The sequence below is a fragment of the Janthinobacterium sp. SUN026 genome (genome assembly GCF_030397625.1).
Lineage (GTDB): Bacteria > Pseudomonadota > Gammaproteobacteria > Burkholderiales > Burkholderiaceae_D > Janthinobacterium > Janthinobacterium kumbetense.
Window position 1 is genome coordinate 675,503 of the sequence record NZ_JAPQNU010000001.1, and the last position, 19,986, is coordinate 695,488.

A 19,986-nucleotide genomic window follows, 5' to 3' on the forward strand; every position below is an offset into this window, starting at 1 on the left:
TCAGTAAGTGGTTAGAATAGCTGGCACCGAGACTGCGCAAGGGAACTGCCGTGACGCCTGACCTGGAACTGATCCACAAACCGATCCACGAATCGTTTCGCGCGTGGGCGCACGGCTTTCCGCACACCGTGGCGAAATGGCATTTTCATCCCGAGTACGAGCTGCACTTCATCATTACATCGAGCGGAAAATTCTTTATCGGCGACCATATCGGCAGTTACGGGGCGGGCAACCTGATCCTGACAGGGCCGAACCTGCCGCATAACTGGGTCAGCGAACTGCCGGAAGGCGTGGTCCTGCCCGAGCGCGACCTGGTGCTGCAGTTTTCCAGCGACTTCATCGAACGTTGCGCGCTGCTGTTCCCGGAGATGGCGCCCCTGAAAGCCCTGCTGGGCGAGGCAGGCAGGGGCTTGCAGTTTCCCGATGCGCTGGGCCTGCGCCTGGTGCCGCTGATGAAGGAATTGACGACGGCGCAGGGCTTGCGCCGCGTCGAACTGTTTACGCGCCTGTTCGGCGAGCTGTGCGACTGCCGCGAGCGGCGCCCGCTGGCCAGCGTCACCTACCTGGCGCAGGCGGGGCGCTACATGTCGTCGACGATCAACCTGGTGCTGGCCTATATCAAGCAGAACATCACGCTCGATTTCTGCGAGCAGGACGTGGCCGACGTGGCGGAAATGAACACCTTGAAATTCACGCGTTTCTTCCGCAAGCATACGGGCACCTCGTTCATTCAATACGTGAACCAGGAGCGCATCGCGCTGGCCTGCGAGCTGCTGATGAATACGGACATGAAGGTTACCGATATCTGCTACCGCACGGGATTCAACAACCTTTCCAATTTCAACCGCCAGTTTTTGGCCCACAAGCAGATGTCGCCGTCGAAATTCCGCTCCTGCCTGCTGATGAACATGCCCGAGCCGTCCGGCGACGGCCATTCTTAACTTTCTTTTGGAATCAAATGACTTATCTCGGTATCGATATCGGCACTTCCGAAGTCAAGGCCATCCTCACCGATGATGCCCAAGCCATCCTTGCCAGCGCCGGCGTGACCCTGCGCGTCTCCAGTCCCCATCCCGGCTGGTCGGAACAGAATCCCGAGGATTGGTGGCATGCCACCCTGGACGTCATCGCCGCCATCCGCACTGCGCAGCCGGTGGCGTTTTCCGGCCTGCGCGGCATCGCTTTGTCGGGCCAGATGCATGGCGCCACCCTGCTCGACAAGCAGCAGCACGTGCTGCGCGCGGCCATCCTGTGGAACGATACGCGCGCGTTTGCCGAATGCGTGGAACTGGAAGCATTGGTGCCCGAGTCGCGCGCCATCACCGGCAACCAGGCCATGCCGGGTTTTACGGCGCCCAAGCTGCTGTGGCTGCAAAAGTACGAACCGTCGCTGTTCCGCGCCACGGCCAAGGTCTTGCTGCCGAAGGATTACGTGGCCCTGCGCCTGACGGGCGAGTATGTGTCCGACATGTCCGACGCTTCCGGCACCCTGTGGCTGGACGTGGCCAGGCGCGACTGGTCCGAGCGCATGCTGGCCGCCACGGGTTTGTCGCGCGAGCACATGCCGCGCCTCGTCGAAGGCAGCGCCGCCGCCGCGCAGGTGCGATCCTCGCTGTGCCAGGAATGGGGTATCGCGCATACGGTGCTGCTGGCCGGCGGCGCGGGCGACAACGCGGCCGCCGCCGTGGGCCTGGGCGTGGTGGAGCCGGGCGCCGGCCTGCTGTCGCTGGGCACGTCCGGCGTGCTGTTCGCCGGCAGCGACGGTTTCGCGCCGAATCCGGGCCAGGGCGTGCATGCGTTCTGCCATTGCCTGCCCGAGCGCTGGCACCAGATGAGCGTGATCCTCAGCGCCGCCTCCAGCCTCAGCTGGGTGGCGCGGCTGACGCAGTCGGGCGACATCGGCGAACTGGCAAGGCTGGCGGAGAACGTCGAGGCGCGCACGGCGCCCATCTTCCTGCCGTATTTGAGCGGCGAACGCACGCCGCACAACGACGCCTCCGCACGTGGCGTGTTCTTCGGCCTGTCGACGGAACACGGGCGCGCCGAGCTGGCCTACAGCGTGATGGAAGGCGTGGCCTTTGCCATGGCCGACGGCAACGCGGCCTTGCGCAGCGCCGGCACGCACCTGAAGGAAGCGTCATTCGTGGGCGGCGGCTCGCGCAGCCGCTTCTGGGCCCAGCTGTGCGCGAATGCCTCGGGCTTGAACGTGCTGCGCCACGACCATGGCGTGGCCGGCGGCACCATGGGCGCGGCGCGACTGGCGCAGATGGCGGTGACGGGCTTGCCGCCCGCGCAGGTGTGCACGCGCCCGCCCGTGCAGGAAACGGTGGCGCCGCAAGCGTCCGCCGTGCTGGACGACCGCCTGGCGCGCTACCGGCGGCTGTATCCGCTGCTGCGCGCGGAGTTTGCGGGAGCGGCTGCGCACTGACGCCGGCAGGTATTTTTGCATTGACATACGCAGCGTATGTCAATAACATGCTTTCACATACGCTACGTATGTGAAAGGACTGTCCATGCCCGTCTCCACCGTATCACCCCCGCGCCGCAGCCGCAGCAGCATGATCGAGGAAACCCGCGCCCGGCTGCTGGCGGCGGCGCGCCATGCGTTCGCCGAGCAGGGCTATGCGAATACCTCGATGGATGATTTCACGGCTGCCGCCGGCCTGACCCGCGGCGCGCTGTACCACCATTTCGGCAGCAAGGAAAAACTGCTGCTTGCCGTGATCGATCAGCTCGAGGGCGAAGTTGGCGAGCGCCTGCAAGCCATGGCGGACGCCGCGCCGTCTTCGTGGCAAGCGTTTCGCCGCCGCTGCCAGGGCTACCTGGAACTGGCGCTGGTGCCCGAACTGCGCCGCATCATCCTGCAGGATGCGCGCGCCATGTTCGGCGATGTGCCGCAGGCGCACCAGAGCGTCGGCATCGCCGCGTTGCAGGCGGCGCTGCAGGGGCTGATCGATGAAGGCGCGGCGCTGCCTGCGCATACTGGCGTGACGGCCCGCATGCTGTATGGCGCCGTGACCGAAGCGGCCTTCTGGATCGCCGAAGCCGATGGCGACCCGCCCGCGCGGCTGGCCATGTCGCTGGCCGCCCTCGACAAGCTGCTCACTGGCTTGTTGGCCGACCCCGCATCCGCTTTCACTTCCCAGGAACCGCCCCATGCAATGGAAAAATAACGCCGACCGTTTTGGTGCGCTCGCCAAGTTCTTTCACTGGACCAGCGCCGCCGCCTTTATCGGCGCGTATGTCGTTGTCTACTATGTGATCTGGTTCCTGGACGAGGAGGCGCCCGGTACGCTGGCGGTATTGAACGTGCACTGGATGCTGGGTTTGCTGGTGGGCGCGCTGGTGCTGCCGCGCCTGGCGTGGCGGCTGCTCGACGTGCAGCCGCAGGACCCGCCCGGCTCCGCGCTGGAGCACAGGCTGGCGCATGCCGCGCACTGGGGCTTGTATGGCCTGCTGATCGTGCTGCCCCTGACCGGCTACGTGGGCACGGGCCTGCATACTGACTTTGGCCTGTTTACCGTGCCCAGCTTTCGCGATACGGCGCTGTTCGAGTCGATGGCGACGACTTTCGGCATGACCTGGGAAAGCTTCGAGGCGCCGGTGGATATCGTGCACCACTTCCTGGGCAAATGGGTCGCCTGGGGCGTGGTGGGCTTGCATGTGCTGGCCGCCGTGTTCCATCACCGCGTGCGCAAGGACGATGTACTGACCCGCATGTTGCCTTGATGCGGGTACGGGCAAGCTTGCCCGGATGACCATGATGGTGACGGAAAATCATGACCATCCAGTCAACCTTGCGCTGTAATTTGTTGTTTCTATGTTGAAAGTGTTTCTCTAACGAAAGCGCTGCTTGGTTTTTCACGGGGCGCGCCCCATGATTTCCCTATTTGGTGAGAATTGGATAGTTTTGGTGGCGCCTTTGTTGCCATCCTGTTCTTGCCGCCGGGAGAAACACATGCAACTCGCGAATCTGAAAATCTCCGTCCGCCTGGGTCTGTTGGGCGCCTTCTTCTTTCTTGCGCTGGTGTTCGTCGGCGCGCGTGGCTGGAGCGCGCTCGATGCGGCCAGTGCGCGCAGCGCGGACGCCATGCAGCGTTCCGTCGCCCTGACGGAAGCGGTCGACGCGGCGCGCAGCGCGCAGGTGGAATTCAAGATCCAGGTGCAGGAATGGAAAAACATCCTGCTGCGCGGCGGCGATGCGGCCGCCTTCCAGCGCTACCGCGAAGCGTTTGTCGCCAGCGGCGCGCAGACGCGCAAGGAATTGAAAAGCCTGCAGGCGATGATGGGCGCATTAAAACTCGACACGGCACCCGTGGAGCAGGCGCTGCAGGCGCACGACGCGCTGGGCGTGAGCTACCTGGCGGCGCTGCAAAAGTATGACGGCGCGCGCGCCGACAGCGCGCAGGCCGTCGATGCGCTGGTCAAGGGCATGGATCGCGAACCGACGCGCCAGATCGACGCCATCGTCACGGCTATCGGCAAGCAGTCGCACGCCCTGATGGCGCAGATGAAGGAGCAGGATGATGCCGCGCACCGCAGCGCCAGCATCGCCATGCTGGCCACCGTGCTGGTGACCCTGGTCGTGGGCTCCATCACCGTGTGGTGGCTGATCCGCAGCATCACGGTGCCGCTGGGCGCGGCCGTCGGCATCGCCCAGCAGGTGGCGGCCGGCGACTTGCGCGCCGTGGTGGCCGACGGCAGCCGCGATGAAATCGGCGACCTGCTGCGCGCCTTGAAAGCGATGAGCGGCAACCTGGCCGCCATCGTGGGACGGGTACGCGCCGGCACGGACGCCATCGCCACGGCGTCCGCTGAAATCGCCAGCGGCAATATGGACCTGTCGTCGCGCACGGAGGAGCAAGCCAGTTCGCTGGAAGAAACGGCCGCCTCGATGATCGAGCTGACGTCCACCGTGCGGCAGAATAACGACAACGCGGACCAGGCGCGCCAGCTGGCCGGCGGCGCTTCCGACGTGGCGCAGCGCGGCGGCGAGGCCGTGGCGCAGGTGGTGCAGACCATGAGCCATATCAATGCCTCGTCGAAGCGCATCGTCGACATCATCGCCGTCATCGACGGCATCGCCTTTCAGACGAATATCCTGGCCCTGAATGCGGCCGTGGAAGCGGCGCGCGCGGGCGAGCAGGGACGCGGCTTCGCCGTCGTGGCGACGGAAGTGCGCAACCTGGCGCAACGCTCGGCCGCAGCGGCCCTGGAAATCAAGCAGTTGATCGGCGAATCCGTGCGCACGGTGGAAGAGGGCAGCGTGCTGGCCGGCCAGGCGGGGCGCACGATGGATGACGTGGTGAGCAGCGTGCAGCGCGTCAACGCCATCATCGGCGAGATCGCCGTGGCCAGCGTGGAGCAGCGCGACGGCATCGAACAGATCAGCATCGCCATCAGCCAGATGGATGGCGTGACGCAGCAGAACGCGGCCCTGGTGGAGCAGGCCGCCGCCGCCGCGGACGCGCTGCAGCAGCAGGCGGCCAGCCTTGCCGACGCCGTCAGCATCTTCAAGCTGCATGCGGCGCCGGCGCTGGCGTCGACGCCGGAACTGAAGCCGGGCCGGCTGGCGCTGGCTTAAAACGTGTACTTCGCCGTCAGCACGGCGCTGCGCGGATCGCCGAATGCATTGCCGCTGTCGATGCTGCTGATGGCCTGGTAGTAGCTGCGGTCGAAGACGTTGGTCACGCTCAGGCGCACGTCGAGCTGGCGGTTCACGTGCCAGCCCGCGTTCAGGTCGGCCACCGCGTAGCCGCCCTGGCGGATGGCGCTGTTGGTCTTGTAGATCTGGTTCTGCGCCCGTAGCGCGCCGCCGACGCGCCACGCATCGGACAGGCGATAGCTGGTGGACAGGCGCAGCAGGCGGCTGGGGCGTTCGGCCGCATAGCGCGCGCCGACGGCATTGCTGCCTTGCGCCTTGGCGTATTCGGCCGTGTTGTAGGTAAAGCCCGCGCTCACCTGCCAGCGCGGCGTCAACGCGCCGGACACGCTCAGTTCAAACCCGTCGCTGCGCACTTCACCGACCGCCTCGGAGCAAGACAGCAGGCCGGGACCGCACTGCGTCAGCGGCAGCGCGGTCGCCAGGTTCTTTTGCACGATGCGGAACACGGCCGCCGAGGCGTTCAGCGCGCCGCCGAAGTATTCGCCCTTCACGCCCGCTTCCATGTTGATGCCCGTGACGGGATCGAGCAGCACGCCATTCCTGTCGACGGCGCTTTGCGGATTGAAGATGCTGGTCCAGCTGCCGTACAGCGAATGGTGGGCGTCGACGTCGTACACCAAGCCGGCATATGGCGTGACTTCCCGGCTCACCTTGTAGCCGGAGCGCGCGCCCGACAACGTGTTGATGGCGCGATAGTCGTACCAGTCGACGCGGCCGCCCACCAGCAGGGCCAGCGGATCGGCCAGGCTGAAGCGGGCCGTCGTGTAGACGCCCGTCTGCTTCGTCTTGCTGTCCTGGCCATAATAGAAGGTGCCGATCGCCGGTTTCACGGGCGCGCCCGTATCCCAGCGCACGGGGTTGAAGGTATAGCTGTAGTCGGGGACCGACTTGTAGCCCTTGTCCTCGGTATCGCGCGTGCGGTAGTTGGCGCCGAAGACGATTTCATGGCGGCGGCCCAGCAGGCTGAAAGGACCGGCTGCCTGCGCATCGACAATGCGCTGCTGGCGGTCGTAGACAAAGGCGTTGGCCGCGCTGAGGCGGAACAGATTCGTCTTCGGCACGCGGGCGATGCCCGTGACGACGGAGTCGAGTTCGTCCTGCAGCGCCTGCGCCGCCAGTTTGACCTTCCAGCCGTCGCCCAGCCGGTGTTCGAGTTCGGCGAACAGGCGCGTGTTTTTCTTGTTCCAGAAGGTCCAGTCGGGCGCATTGCTGGCCGAGCGGTCGAGCGGCAGGAAACTGCCGTCGAGCGCCGTTGGCAAGCCGTACCACGTGGAGCCGGGATTGCGCTCGTCGTTGACGTGAAAGCCCACGCTCAGGGTCGTGTCGCGCGACAGGTCGGCATCGGCGGTGGCGTAGAGCAGGGCGCGCTTGTGGCGGTAGTTCGAGATGAACGTGTCGGTATCCTGGTAGGCGGCCACGGCGCGCCCGCGCAGGCTGCCCGCCTGGTTCAGTGCGCCGCGCGCATCGACTTCGCCGCGGTAGTCGTTGTAGCGGCCGATGCTGCCCGTGAGCGACACCTCGTTCTGCGCCGTGGGGCGCTTGCGCACAAAATTCATGGTGCCCGACGGGTTGCCCACGCCATTGAGCATGCCGGCCGCGCCGCGCAGGATTTCGACGCGGTCGTACATGGCCAGGGTGGCGAAGCCCAGGGTGTCGCCGTCGGCCGACATGGTCAGGCCGTCTTCCGTGAAATTGCTGATCGAGAAACCGCGCGAATAAAAGCTGGCGCGCTCGGTGGCGCCCTTGTTCAGGCTCAGACCCGGCGTGATATTGGCGATGTCCTCGACCGAGCGGATATTCATGTCGTCCATTTGCTGGCGTGTGACGACGCTGACCGATTGCGGCGTCTCGCGCACGGACAGGTTCAGGCGCGTGGCCGCGTTCATGCTGCCGCTGGTGTAGGAGCCGCTGCCTTCGGTGGTGGCGGAGGCGGCCTGCGCGTTGACGCGCACTTCGGGCAGATTCTGTTCCTGCTGCTGCGTCTGGCCATGGGCTGGTGCACCCAAGGTGCCGAGAATGGCCGCGGCCATGAGGGTCGGCGCCAACGCGGCGGCCTTTCGCTGTGCGCTGTGTATTGTCATTGATTACTCCCGGTGTCGCGATGATGTGGTGGATGAAGCAGGCGGATGCCTGTTTCAAAATATGCGTCGCTGGGGGAGTGTTGCGCCTGGCTTGCCTGGCCATGCCGCTGCGGTCCTGGCATGGGCGCAGGGACTCAGATGAATGGAGCTGATTCCCAATAATGAGAATCATTCTCATTTTAGTGTTGCGCAGCAATTGTTGCAATAATTGGTGAGATTGTCTGTGGGAGGATTGCAACAGTGATCACGCCCCGCCGTGATTGACACCAGTCAAGCGGCGCCCGATCAGGCAAATATCGCGCCGGAATTCTTATATTATTTCCTTTCCGCATGGTTCCGCGCCCGGCCGCATGGCGCGCGTTGCAAAGGAAAAGCATGTCTTCCACCTCTTGCCTGCCGGGTGACGCATGACGACGCTGCTGCTGGCGCTGTGCCTGACCCTGGCCGTGATGCTGAGCGTTCTGCTGGCCTGCCAGTGGCAGGCGGCGCGCACGTGGCGCCTGCGCCATGCGACAGGCGTGGTGCTGCAGGCGGCGCAGGCGCAGCGCATGGCAGATGCGCTGGCGCTGCTGCACGCCTTGCCGGCGGCCGTCGTCGGCACCGACCACGCTGGCGTGGTGCGCTACCTGAATCCCCGCGCCAGCGCCATGGGCGGGCTGCTGGGCAACGATGGCCTGGGCCAGCCCGTGACGCAGCTGCTGCCGCTGTTCCATGACGGCACGCCCATCGATGCGGCGCGCCAGGTGCGTGACTGCGTGGCGCAGCAGGAAGTGCTGGAAGTGGCGCGCGGCGCCGTGCTGCTGCGCCATCTCGACGGCAAGCGCATCGACGTGCAGTACAGCTGCGCACCGCTGGCGCAGGGCGGCGCGGTGCTGCTGCTGCACGACGTGTCGGCACGCCGGCGCGCCGAGCAGCAGCTGGAATTCATCGCCCACCACGACGGCTTGACGGGCTTGCCGAACCGGCTGCACTTCCAGATCCGCTTTGAGCACGGCATCGCCTACGCGCGCCGCCACCAGGCGTTGCTGGCGGTGCTGTTCGTCGATATCGACCGCTTCAAATCCATCAACGACAGTCTGGGGCACGACGTGGGCGACCAGGTGCTGACGGAGTTCGCGCGCCGGGTGCAGCAGTGCGTGCGCAAGGTCGACACGGTGGCGCGCCAGGGCGGCGACGAATTCATCATCCTGCTGACGGAATTGCGCACGGCGCACGATGCCGAGCGGGTGGCCGAGAAAATCGTCGGCGCCATCGCCGCCCCCTTCGTCATCGGCGAATACAGCCTGTCGGTGGCGGCCAGCGTGGGCGTGGCCCTGTACCCGGACGATGACGACGACGTCAATGCGCTGATCGAAAAGGCCGACCTGGCCATGTATGCGGCCAAGCGCCACGCGCCCGGCACCTGCCTGCGCTACGCGCCGCGCATGCAGACGCAATCGTATTCGCGCACCATCCTCGAGACGGCCTTGCGCCACGCGCTCGAACGCAATGAATTCGCCCTGTTCTACCAGCCGCGCATGGACTTGAAGACGCGCACGATCACGGGCGTGAAGGCGCTGCTGCGCTGGAAGCACCCGGAGCTGGGCTTGATGATGCCGCTCGACTTTTTACCGGTACTGGAGGAAATCGCCCTGATCCTGCCGGTGGGAGCGTGGGTGATGGCCACGGCGGTGGAACAGGCGCGCAGGTGGATCGCGCAGGGGCAGATGCTGACGGTGTCCGTCAGCCTGTCGGCGCGCCAGTTCTACCAGCGCGACATCGCGCGCAATTTCGCCGCCGCGCTGGAAGCGGCCGGCGTGCCGGGGCATTGCATCGAGCTGGAAATCGCCGCCGGCATCCTGATCGACCGCAACCAGAACTGCGAACTGATATTGCGCCAGTTCCGCCAGCTGGGCATGGCGATCGCCATCAGCGATTTCGGCACGGGCGACGCTTCGCTCAATTACCTGAAACGCTTTCCCACGGATGCCGTGAAGATCGAAAAATGCTTCGTCGACGACGTGGGCAAGCCGGGCGGCGACGGCGCCATGGTGCGCGCCATCGTGGCGATGGCGCGCACGCTGGGATTGCGCACCATCGCCGGCGGGGTGGAAAGCGGCGAGCAGCTGGAACTGCTGGCCGAGATGGGCTGCGACGAGGCGTTTGGCTATTTCCTGGGCCGCGCCATGGCGCCCGAGGGCATTGAGGTGCTGCTCAAAAGCAGTGAAGCCATTCAGAACTGATAGCGCAGCGACAGCATGGCGTTGCGCGGATCGCCGTAGTAGCCGCCCATGCCCGTCGAGTAGTACTTCTTGTCGAAGACGTTATTCACGTTCAGGGTCGCCATCAGCTGCGGCGTGACCTGGTACTGCGCCATCAGTCCCGCCACGGCATACGCCTTCTGCGTGAAGCGTTCGCCGTTCGGCCCGCGGTCATCCATGTAGATATCGCTCTGCCAGTTCACGCCGCCGCCCAGCACCAGGCCAGGCACGCCCTGCGCCAGGCGCCATGTGGTCCACAGCTTGGCCATGTTCTGCGGCTGGTTGGTCTGGATGCGCTCGCCGGCGGCGTTGCGGATGCGGCTATACGCATAGCTGGCCGTCAGCTGCCAGTCGGGGCGCAGCTGGCCCGATACTTCCACCTCGACGCCGCGCGTGGTGGCGCCCTTCACCGTGTGATAGGCGTAGGAGCCGCCGCCCGTGCCGATGATCCAGATGTTGCCCGGATCGGCTTCGGCCAGGTTTTCCTGCTTCAGCTGGAACAGGGCCGCGCTGGTGGTGAGCTTGCCGCCGAAGAATTCGCCCTTGGCGCCCACTTCGTAGTTCTTGCCTTCCAGCGGCGCCAGGAAGCGGCTGTTGACGTCGCGCTGGCTTTGCGGCGTGAAGATGCTGGTGTAGCTGGCGTAGGCCGACCAGTGCTGGCCCAGGTCGTAGACCAGGCCCGCATACGGCGTGATCTTGCCGTTTTCGCGCATGGCGTCGTACAGGTCCGTATCGTTGAAATAATCGCTGCGGATGTCGCGCTTCCAGTATGACAGGCGCGCCCCGACAATCACCGACAGCGCGTCCGTCGGGCGCAGGCGCAGGGTCGAATACACGCCGCTTTCCCGTTCCTCGTCGTACGAGGAGCCCAGGCGCGTGCCGCTGTAGTCGGGCACCGGCATGGCGCCATGCCAGGCGTGGATATCCGGCACCGTGTAGTCGTAGCCGTCGAGGCGCCAGTTCGGGTAGATGGGGCCATTCGTCTTGAGTTCCGAGGCGCTCACGCCCAGCACCAGTTCATGCTTGCGGCCGAAGGCCTGGAACGGGCCGCTCACGTACGCGTCGAGCGAGGTCTGTTGCGGCTTGCTGTGCCAGTTGGCCAACCACAGCTTCATGCCGCCGCCCGTCACGCGGTCCGGGTAGCCGTTGCCGGAAAAACCCTGCAGGGCGTCGTACTGGTTGCTGCTGCGGCTGACGGCCACCTTGGCGATCCAGTCGTTGTCGAAATAGTGGTCGAGCGTGGCGAACAGCATGTTCTGTTCGCGGTCATACGTGCTCCACGCGGCCGTGCCGTTCATCGAGCGGGGAAAATGGGTTTGCGAGCCGTCGGCGTAGAACACGGGGAATTCGCGCCCCGCGCCCTTGAGCTTTTCCTTTTGGTAGTTGATGCCGGCGCTGAGCACCGTCGAAGGCGACAGGTCCGCTTCGACGATGGCGTACAGCACGTCCTTTTTCTGCTGGTAGCGGTCGATGAACGAGCGTTGGTCTTCATGCGCGGCGACGAGGCGCGCGCGCACCTTGCCGTCCGCCGTCAAGGGCGTCGAGACATCGCCCTCGACGCGGTAACGGTCCCATGAGCCCAGCTGCGCGCCGGCCGTGGCGGCGAACGTGCGGCCCGGGCGCTTGCGCACCAGGTTGATGGCGGCCGACGGGCTGCCCGTGCCGCTGATCAGGCCTGTCGCGCCGCGGATGACCTCGACGCGGTCGTAGATGGCCATGTCGTAGGTACGCGCTTCCAGGCTCTTGCTGGTCGGGATCCCGTCGAACATGTACGACGTGACTTCGAAGCCGCGGGAAAACACCTGGTCGTATTCGCGCGTGCTCGACGAATGATCCACCGTGATGCCGGGCGCCTGCAGCAGCACGTCCTGCAGGGTTTTCAAGCCCTGGTCCTCGATCTGCTGGCGCGTGATGACGCTGACGGCTTGCGGCGTTTCGCGCAGCGACAGGTTCAGGCGCGTGGCGCTGGTCAGGCCCGCGTAGCCGCGCTTGCCTTCCGTGGTGCCGTCGCGCAGGGCGCTGGAGCTGACGGCCACTTCGCCCAGGGTGGCGGCGATCGGCGCGGCGGGCGACGCAGCGCCCGACTTGCGCAGCACGTAGCTGCGCTCCCCGCTGGGAAGTGCCTCGAGGCCCGTGCCGGCCAGCAGGCGGGCCAGCGCCTGCGGCACCGTGTAGCTGCCGCTCAGGCCCGGCGTGCGCACGCCTTGCAGCAGCTCGGCCGCCGCGCCCACGCTCACCTTCGCCTCGATGGCAAAGCTGGCGATGGCGGCGGACAGCTCGCCGCCCGGCACGTTGAAGGCCGTTTGCGCGGCAACCGGCGCGGCGGCGGCATCGGCTGCCATGGCCGGCGCCTGCGCCAGCGACAGCAGGAGCACGGCGCTGCCGATGGCGCGCGCGAGGGGAGTCAGACGAGGAGGGTGCATGGTCTTGCCTTTCCGGTGAGTGTCGTTGTAATACTCACAGGACAGGCAGCGGTGAAAAAAGGGGCCAATTTTGTAAGTTATTTTTTGCGGGCCGCGATGGTGACCCAGTACGGGCTGCGGTACAGCACGTCGACGGGCAGCATGCGCGCCAGGCTGTCCAGCACGGCGTCCGTGTCGTCGAGCTGGAAGGCGCCCGACAGGTGCAAGCCCGCCACCTGCGGTTCCACGCGCAGCAGGCCGGGGCGGTAGCGCGACAGTTCGAAGGCGAAGGCGTCGAGGCGCATGTCCTGCGCCGCCAGCATGCCGCGTGCCCACGCGTCGGCTTGCGGCGGCGCCGGCGTGGGCAGGCTGGCGTGGCTGGCGTCGAAGCGGCCCTGCTGGTTCGCCATGAGCGTGCGGACGGTGGCCGAGGGCGCGCGCGGCGTGATTTCCACCGCGTGTTCGAGCACCGTCACGCGGCTGCCGTCGTCGTCGACGCGCACGGTAAAGCGCGTGCCCAGTGCGCGGATGCGTCCATGGCAGGTGGCGACGATGAACGGGCGGCTGCCCGCGTGGTCGGGGCGCGTCTGCACCAGCACTTCGCCGCGGCGCAGGGTCAGACGGCGTTCGTCGGGGCCATACGCCACATCGACGGCGCTGTCCGTGTTGAGCACCAGGGTGCCGCCATCGGGCAAGGATATGTCGCGCCGCTCGCCCACGCCGCTGCGGTAATCGGCCAGTATCTCGTGGCGCGCCAGCAGCCAGGCGGCGGGCGCCGCCATCAGCGCCAGCAGCAGCTGCACGGCCACGCGGCGCTGCGGACGGCGCAGCACGGGCACGGCCAGCTCCGGCGGCAGCAGACCGGCCGTCTGGCTCACTTGCTGCACCCTGTTCCAGGCGCGCGCGTGCTCCGGGTCGAGCGCGCGCCACTGCGCACTGGCGGCCAGGTCGTCCGGCGTGGCCTGGCCCGACTGCTCCAGCAAATACCATTCGACGGCCTGGCGCGCCACCTTGCGCGACAGCAGAGGAGGCGGTGGCGCGGCCGCGCTCATGGCAGCAGGTCCGGCGCCAGCAGCACGCATTCGGTCAGCGCCTCGGCCATGTAGCGCTTCACGGAGCGCTCGCCGATGCCCAGTTGCGCGGCGATGTCCGCATAGGCATGGCCTTCGATCTGCGCCAGGATGAAGACGGTGCGCACCTTCGGTTTCAGGCCGTCGAGCATGGCGTCCACCGCTTGCAGCGCCTGCAGGATTTGCGCGCGCTGCTCGGTCGATGGCAGATGCTGTTCGGGCAGGGCAGCGAGCGCTGCCAGCCACGCGCGTTCCAGCGACTGGCGCCGCAAGTGGTTGATCAGCAGGTGCTTGGCGACGGTGGCCAGGTAGGCTTTCGGCGCGCGCAGGGCCGGCGTTTGCGGCTGTGCCGGGGCGCCGGCCAGCAGGCGCGCGAAGGTATCCTGCATCAGGTCGGCGGCCTCGGCAGCATTGCCCAGGCGCCGCTGCAGCCAGTGTGCCAGCCAGCCATGGTGCGCGCGGTAATGGTTTTCCAGCTGCGTGGGCAGCAGGGGGGAGGGCGCGAACGGACTGCCTGGCATGGTGGGGAAAACCTTAATGCAAATAAGAATTATTCTCATTTTAGCGCGATGGCGGAGGTGATGCAATGCGCTGTTGCTGCGCCGCCACGCATGACCGTCGCGTGGCGGCGCAGCCAGTCCCGCTACAACACGGCCAGCGCGATGGCGGCCAGCACGGCCGCGCCGCCGATGAGGCGCGCCAGGCGCATGGCCTGGTGCGGCGCGTAGGGCAGCAGCCAGATCAGCAGCAAGCCGCAGCCCGTCAGGCTGCCGACCCAGTAGACGAGGCCGTAGCCGCCGCCGGCGATGTGCATGGCCCAGGCCAGGCCGGCCGCCAGCGCCAGCCACCCCGTCCACTGCAGGCGGCGGCGCAGCGGCGCGGGCGGTTCGGCGCCGCGCCCGTGCAAGTCGGCGTAGTGGCGGTCCATGGCCAGGCACAGCGAGGACAGGCCTGCGTAGCACAAGGCAAAGACGAGGAAATTGGCTAACAGTTCCATCACGCGGCCTCCATCGTCGTCGGTGCCGGCTTGGCGGCGGGTGCGGCCTTGGCCGCCTTCACGGGCAGCGGTTTCAATTTGAACGCCGCATACGCGAGGCCCAGGCCCAGCACCAGCACCACCAGGTCGAAGGCGGCCACCGCCACGGGGCCGCGGCCCAGGAACAGGGTCACGCCCAGGTGCGATTCGGTGGTGAAGACGTTCAGCACGGGCAGCGACGCCAGCAGGAAGGCGCCGGCGGCCAGCTGCATGCGCCACATGGCGCGCGACGGACGCAGCTGGGCGATGATGGCGGCCAGGGCCCAGGCGCCGAAGAAGCAGGCGATTTCCTCCTGCGGCCGGTCTTCCATCGTCACCGACAGCAGGCGGTTGGCCCAGAAATAGGCGCCGAAGGCGATCGGGATGCCGGCGATGGCGCCGATGTTGAGCGCTTCCACCAGGCGCAGGCCGAAGCTGGCGCGCTTGCCGGCGGCCAGTGCCTTGGCCTGTTTCTGGCGCGTCTTGACGGCCCACAGCAAGGCGCCCGTGGCGACCATGGCGCAGCCGGCCAGGCCGGAGAGGAAGAACAGGGCGCGCAGCAGCGGTCCGCCGAAACGGGCGATGTGCAGGCCATACATGACGCCGTGCGTGGCCGCCGCGCCGGGCAGCGCGTCGCCGTCGGTGGCCAGCAGCTTGCCGGACACGCCATCGAATTCCAGCGACGGCTGCTTCGACGACATGTCGCGTCCGGACGCGCGCGACAGCGTCACGGTGGCGTTGGCGTCGCCCGGATTATTCACGGAGATGCGCTCGACCTTGCCGCCGCCCCAGTGCTGTTCCGCCTGGCGCACGAGGGGCGCGAACGGCGTCAGCGGCGCGGCCACGCCGGCTGCCTTGCGCTCGTCCGAGCGGCCGGGGAAGGCTTCGGCAAAGAAGGCATCCTGGTCGCCCTTGTAGGCGGCCGTGGCGCCGGACGGCATGTACAGGAACATCAGGGTGACCAGGCCCGTGTAGGTGATCATCATGTGGTAGGGCAGGGCCAGCACGGCCGTCACGTTGTGCGCGTCCAGCCACGAGCGCTGGCCCTTCTTCGGCCGGAAGGTAAACAGGTCCTTGAAGATGCGCTTGTGCGTGACGATGCCGCTGATGATGGAGACGAACATGAACATGGCGCAGAAGCCCACGATCCAGCGGCCCCAGATGGCGGACATGTAGTGCAGGTCGAAATGCAGGCGGTAGAGGAATTCGCCGCCCCGCGTCTCGCGTGGCTTGGACAGCACTTCGCCCGTGGCCGGGTCGGCCTTTTCGCTATGAAAATTGCCGCGCCGTCCGCGTTTCTTTTCGCCCGGTTGCGACGGCTTGCTCCAGCCCAGCTGCGTGGCGGGATTGCGTTCGCCGGGCAGGCTGATGAACCAGCGCGTGGCGCCCGTGGCCCGCTCTTCCATCGCCTGTTGCGCGACCTTGGCCGCCACTTCCGTCGTCACTTCGCTGGCGGCGGCGCCATGCAGTTCGGGCTGCATCCACAGGGTGATTTCATTGCGGTAGTAGCTGGCCGTGCCGGCGCAAAACACCAGCAGCAAGATCCAGCAGACGAGCAGGCCGGACCAGGTGTGCAGCCATGCCATCGACTGGCGGAAACCTTCTTTCATGCGAGACTCCAGGATAGTGCGTCCATCCACTGCAGGATGGCGGCGATGACGGCGGCGGGAATCAGAAGGCCCAGCCAGGCGCGCAGGGCGCTGCGCGTGGCGAAGACCCACATCACGGCGCAGGTATAGATGGCAAACGACAGCAGGGTAGCCGTCATGACGGCTTCGGAGCGGGCCATGGGCAGGCTCACCGACAGCAGCATGGTGACCAGCGCGGCCAGCACGTAGCCGCCAACGATGGCCGCCACGCTGCGCGAAGCCACGCCGAGGCGGTACACGGCCCCGGCGGAGAGCCGCAGGCGCGGCATTTTTTCAGTGGTGGCTGGCGCTTGCATGGTCAGTCGTGATCCTTGCTCGGTGGCAGGGCCGGGCCGGCCGGCAGCGGCGTCACGCCTTGCGGCTGCACCAGGCTCAGGGTCGTCACGAACATGGCCTTGTCATAGGCTTGCGCGCCGCGCTGGCCGGCCGTCTTGTCCGTGTGTTGCACTTCCAGCACATAGCTGCCCTTCCATGGCAGCGGGAAGCTGACCAGGCCTTGCGCATCGCTCCACGCTTCCTTGCCCCAGCCCGACTGCACCACGGCGTTGACCTTGGCTTGCGCCAGCGGCTTGCCCTGGTAGCTGACCTGGAACTGGCCTGGTTTGCCGGTCGGCACCAGGTCCAGGGTCAGCGCGGGCGCTTGCGCCTTGCCGTCGGCGATCAGGCGCGCGGCCGGGATCCACACGGTGCGCGTGGCCTTGCCATCCTTTTTCTCTTCCCACGACGGGTAGTTGTCTTCCTCGACGATGATGCTTTCGCCGGCGCCCACCTTGCCATTCAGGATGAACGCGCCGGCCGTCTTGCTCGCCTGCAGCGGCTGCGCGCCCTTGGCGGACACCCACGTCACGTTCTTGATGCTGAACTTGTCCAGCAGTCCGGGCGAGGCTTCGCGCAGGTTGTCGCCGAATTCGCCGAAGTACACGCTGGCCGCCTTGCCGTCCTGCTGCAGCCAGATCTGGTGCGCGCTGGCCGTGCCGGAAACGAGGGCCGCGCCCAGTAGGGCGGCGGCGAGGGCGCCGAGGCGCGCGATGGGAGTGAGGTGCATGGTGTATGCCTTAGTTTGTGGTGAGAAACGTGGTTGTCGCAGCGGTGCAAAGTACCGGAAGTGGCGGCGGCAGCGCCGGCCAGCGAACGTGCTCGCGCCATGAAACGACCTTTTTGCGTTATCGATATGGGAAGGCTTGCTTGGCAGGGATGCCTGGCTGGCGCAGCGTGTCATCCAGCTGCGCATCGGCCATGCCGTCCTGGCCGGTCGATGGCAGGCGGGACATGCGAGATGCAGACTCCGAATGGAATCCAAATGTGAATGAGAACTATTCTTATTATAGTGCGAGGTTGCGAGACATGCAAGAGTGTGATGTTGTAAACGCGCACGGCCACCGCAGTGACGCGGCGGCCGTGCGTGCGCGGGAGCGCGGAGTTTACAGCTGGCCGCGCAGGGTCAGCATGGCGTTGCGCGGTTCGCCATAGAAGTTGGAACCATACGCGGCCCACACGCGCGTGTAGTATTTTTTGTCGAACAGGTTGTTCACCGTCAACGACAGCTCCAGCGTGGGACTGAGGCGGTAGCCCGCCTGCAAACCCACCGTGGTGACGGGGCCCTGTTCGAATTTCACGGGCCCGTTCAGGCGGTACATGCTGCTGACGCTGCGCAAGCCACCGCCCACGCTGATCTTGTCGAGCGCGCCGGCGAGCCGGTAATTGGTCCACAGGTTGAAGTTATGCCGTGGCGCGATGAAGGAATACAGTTGCGCTTTCTGGTCATCGCTGCCTTCGAGGGTGCGCGTGCTGGTGTAGGAATAGCCGCTCGTGATGTTCCAGCCCGGCAGGGGGCTGCCGCTCAGCTCGGCTTCCAGGCCCTGGCTGCGCATCTTGCCGGCGCCGATGGAAAACAGCGGGTTGGCCGGATCGGGCATGTCGCGGTTCTCGTCTTCCATGCGGAACAGGGCCGCATGCGCATTGACGTTCTTGTCGAACAGCTGCGCCTTCAAGCCCAGTTCGAATTGCTGGCCCGTGCGCGGCTTCAGGGTTTGGCCTGCTGCGTCCGTGGTGGTCTGGGGCGAGAAGATGCGCGTGTAGCTGCCGTAGGCCGATACCTGCTTGTCGAGCTCATAGACCAGGCCTGCGTACGGCGTGAACTTGGCCTTGATGGTGTTGCTGACGTCGGTGAACTGGTTGAAATACGTATTGCGGCTGACGGTATGGTTGTTTCGGTGCGTCAGGCGCCCGCCCAGGTTGACGGCCAGCCGGTCCGTTGCCTGCAGGCGGGTGCGCGCATACAGGCCGAACTGTTTGGTGCGGTTGTCGTTGCCGTCAGTAAAAGTGTAGCTGGGCTGGGGGATATTGTTATCCGGATGGAAGATGTTGATCGGGGTGTCCTTGCCGCCGCCGTAGCGGAAATTCTTGTGCACCTGGCGGTAGTCGGCGCCCACGATCAGGTCGTGGCTACGGCCGAACGCCTGGAAGGGCGTGGCCAGGTAAGCATCGAGTCCCTGCGTCTTCCAGTGGCTGCGGTAGCTCCAGGTGACCAGGCAACTGTCGCCCGTGACAGGGTCTGCCGAACATTCGGACCACCCGAAATGGCGCGATGGTTCGTCCTGTTCGCGGGACAGGGCGGTCACCTTGAACTGGCCGCCGTTGTCCAGCTTGTGATCGAGTTCGGCAAAATATTCCGTGACCTTTTCCGTGATGTGGTTCCAGGCCGGGTCCAGGTAGGTCGAGCGGGGCACGTCGAGCAGGCGCCCGTCTTCATAGGCGGGCAGGCCGAAGGCGGGACGGCCCTTGTATTCCTGCCAAGTGACGCCGCCCGTCAGCACGGTGCCCGGCGCTAGGTCGATGGCGACGGTGCCGTACAGCAGCGGTTTTTCCGCATACACGTGGTCGACGAAGGAGCGCCGGTGTTCATAGGCGGCCACCAGGCGGCCGCGCACCTTGCCATCCGCGCTCAGGGGGCCGGTGACGTCCGCTTCCGCATAGTAACGGTCCCAGGAACCCGCGCTGAGCACGCCGCTGGCGGCGAAGGTGTCGCGCGCCCGCTTGCGCACCAGGTTGATGGTGCCGCCCGGATCGCCCGCGCCCTGGAACAGGCCGGCGGGGCCGCGCAGCACTTCCACGCGGTCATAGATGGCCAGGCCGTAGCCGGCCGACAGGTCGTTACCCGTGCTGGCGGGCGTCATCACGCCATCGACCTGCACCGCGTCAAGCGCATGGCCGCGCGAGTAAAAATTGCCGTGGTTGCCGCCCGTGCTGCTCGCTTCGACGGTGATGCCCGTCACGCCGCGCATGGCGTCGTCCAGGCTCAGCAAATTCTGGTCGTTCAGCTGCCGGCGCGTCAGCACGGAGACGGACTGGGGAATGTCGCGCAGGCTTTGCCGGCCCTTGCCGATGCTCACCGCTTGCGCCGCATACGACTTCGTCAGCTCGGTATCGATGGTCGCGTCCTGGCGCGCGCTGACGGTGATTTCCGCCAGGGTCGCCACCTTGCCCGTGGCGGCGGGCGCGGGGCGGATGATGACGCTGTTGCCGTCGATGCTGGCGGCCAGGCCGCTGCCGGCCAGCAGGCGCTCCAGGCTGTCGGCCACGCTCAGGGTGCCGCTGACGGCGGGCGCCGTCTTGCCGGCCACCAGTTCCGGCGCAAACAGCAGTTGCAGATTGGCTTGCCGCGCCAGCTCATTCAGGGCTTGCCCCAGCGGCTGGGCGGCGATCGCCAGTTTGACGGGGGACAAGGTTTGCGCCTGTGCCAGGGGGATGTTGCCCAAGGCCAGCATGGCGGCCAGGGCGAGGGGGGCGGGTGTCAGATTGAGGCGGGGGGACCACATGTTGCATTTCTCCAGGTTAATTTATTGTCGATTAACTTGGTAGACG

15 protein-coding genes are annotated in these 19,986 nt (G+C 66.4%); 6 read left to right on the plus strand and 9 right to left on the minus strand.

Features of this window, described 5'->3' with window-relative positions:
• Window positions 1-50: 50 nt before the first annotated feature.
• The 5 genes from OX459_RS03095 (at window position 51) to OX459_RS03115 (ending at window position 5,584) form a co-directional block, all read left to right on the plus strand.
• Window positions 51-941 (plus strand): AraC family transcriptional regulator, encoded by an 891-nt coding sequence (locus OX459_RS03095; protein ID WP_077408099.1) that lies wholly within the window; start codon window positions 51-53, stop codon window positions 939-941.
• Window positions 942-958: 17 nt separating this feature from the next.
• Window positions 959-2,428, plus strand: a complete 1,470-nt coding sequence (xylB, locus tag OX459_RS03100; RefSeq protein ID WP_289903790.1) for a xylulokinase — start codon at window positions 959-961, stop codon at window positions 2,426-2,428.
• An 85-nt stretch (window positions 2,429-2,513) separates the two neighbouring features.
• Entirely contained in the window at window positions 2,514-3,173 is a 660-nt protein-coding gene (locus OX459_RS03105; protein WP_289903791.1) for a TetR/AcrR family transcriptional regulator, read from the plus strand.
• Window positions 3,157-3,729: a cytochrome b gene (locus OX459_RS03110; RefSeq protein WP_289898729.1), complete on the plus strand. Its 573-nt coding sequence runs from the start codon at window positions 3,157-3,159 to the stop codon at window positions 3,727-3,729. The genes OX459_RS03105 and OX459_RS03110 overlap by 17 nt, the downstream gene beginning before the upstream one ends.
• A 229-nt stretch (window positions 3,730-3,958) precedes the next feature.
• A complete protein-coding gene (locus tag OX459_RS03115) occupies window positions 3,959-5,584 on the plus strand; it encodes a methyl-accepting chemotaxis protein (protein ID WP_289903793.1) in 1,626 nt (541 codons plus the stop codon).
• Here the strand turns inward: OX459_RS03115 and OX459_RS03120 are convergent.
• A complete protein-coding gene (locus OX459_RS03120) occupies window positions 5,581-7,746 on the minus strand; it encodes a TonB-dependent siderophore receptor (protein WP_289903794.1) in 2,166 nt (721 codons plus the stop codon). The genes OX459_RS03115 and OX459_RS03120 overlap by 4 nt on opposite strands.
• Before the next feature lie 407 nt (window positions 7,747-8,153).
• Here OX459_RS03120 and OX459_RS03125 point away from each other — a divergent pair, with 407 nt between their 5' ends.
• The gene (locus OX459_RS03125) at window positions 8,154-9,968 is read left to right on the plus strand and encodes an EAL domain-containing protein (protein ID WP_289903795.1); all 1,815 of its coding nucleotides are present in this window, start codon (window positions 8,154-8,156) and stop codon (window positions 9,966-9,968) included.
• Here the strand turns inward: OX459_RS03125 and OX459_RS03130 are convergent.
• The 8 genes from OX459_RS03130 to OX459_RS03165 all read right to left on the minus strand — a co-directional run bounded on the left by OX459_RS03130 (window position 9,959) and on the right by OX459_RS03165 (window position 19,940).
• A complete protein-coding gene (locus OX459_RS03130; protein ID WP_289903796.1) occupies window positions 9,959-12,409 on the minus strand; it encodes a TonB-dependent receptor in 2,451 nt (816 codons plus the stop codon). The two genes, OX459_RS03125 and OX459_RS03130, sit on opposite strands and share 10 nt — an antisense overlap.
• A gap of 77 nt (window positions 12,410-12,486) precedes the next feature.
• Entirely contained in the window at window positions 12,487-13,440 is a 954-nt protein-coding gene (locus tag OX459_RS03135; protein WP_289903797.1) for a FecR domain-containing protein, read from the minus strand.
• Window positions 13,437-13,979 carry a sigma-70 family RNA polymerase sigma factor gene (locus OX459_RS03140; protein ID WP_289903801.1) on the minus strand — a complete coding sequence of 181 codons (543 nt, stop codon included), beginning with the start codon at window positions 13,977-13,979 and terminating at the stop codon, window positions 13,437-13,439. The genes OX459_RS03135 and OX459_RS03140 overlap by 4 nt, the downstream gene beginning before the upstream one ends.
• A gap of 122 nt (window positions 13,980-14,101) precedes the next feature.
• Window positions 14,102-14,455: a DUF3325 domain-containing protein gene (locus tag OX459_RS03145; protein WP_289904812.1), complete on the minus strand. Its 354-nt coding sequence runs from the start codon at window positions 14,453-14,455 to the stop codon at window positions 14,102-14,104.
• Complete coding sequence (locus OX459_RS03150; RefSeq protein WP_289903803.1) at window positions 14,455-16,083, minus strand: PepSY-associated TM helix domain-containing protein; 1,629 nt, start codon at window positions 16,081-16,083, stop codon at window positions 14,455-14,457. Before OX459_RS03150 ends, OX459_RS03145 begins: the two co-directional genes overlap by 1 nt.
• Window positions 16,080-16,418 (minus strand): DUF3649 domain-containing protein, encoded by a 339-nt coding sequence (locus OX459_RS03155; RefSeq protein WP_251350631.1) that lies wholly within the window; start codon window positions 16,416-16,418, stop codon window positions 16,080-16,082. The genes OX459_RS03150 and OX459_RS03155 overlap by 4 nt, the downstream gene beginning before the upstream one ends.
• A gap of 2 nt (window positions 16,419-16,420) precedes the next feature.
• Window positions 16,421-17,167, minus strand: a complete 747-nt coding sequence (locus tag OX459_RS03160; RefSeq protein WP_289903806.1) for a DUF4198 domain-containing protein — start codon at window positions 17,165-17,167, stop codon at window positions 16,421-16,423.
• A 376-nt stretch (window positions 17,168-17,543) separates the two neighbouring features.
• Entirely contained in the window at window positions 17,544-19,940 is a 2,397-nt protein-coding gene (locus tag OX459_RS03165) for a TonB-dependent receptor (RefSeq protein ID WP_289903807.1), read from the minus strand.
• Between the last annotated feature and the right edge of the window lie 46 nt (window positions 19,941-19,986).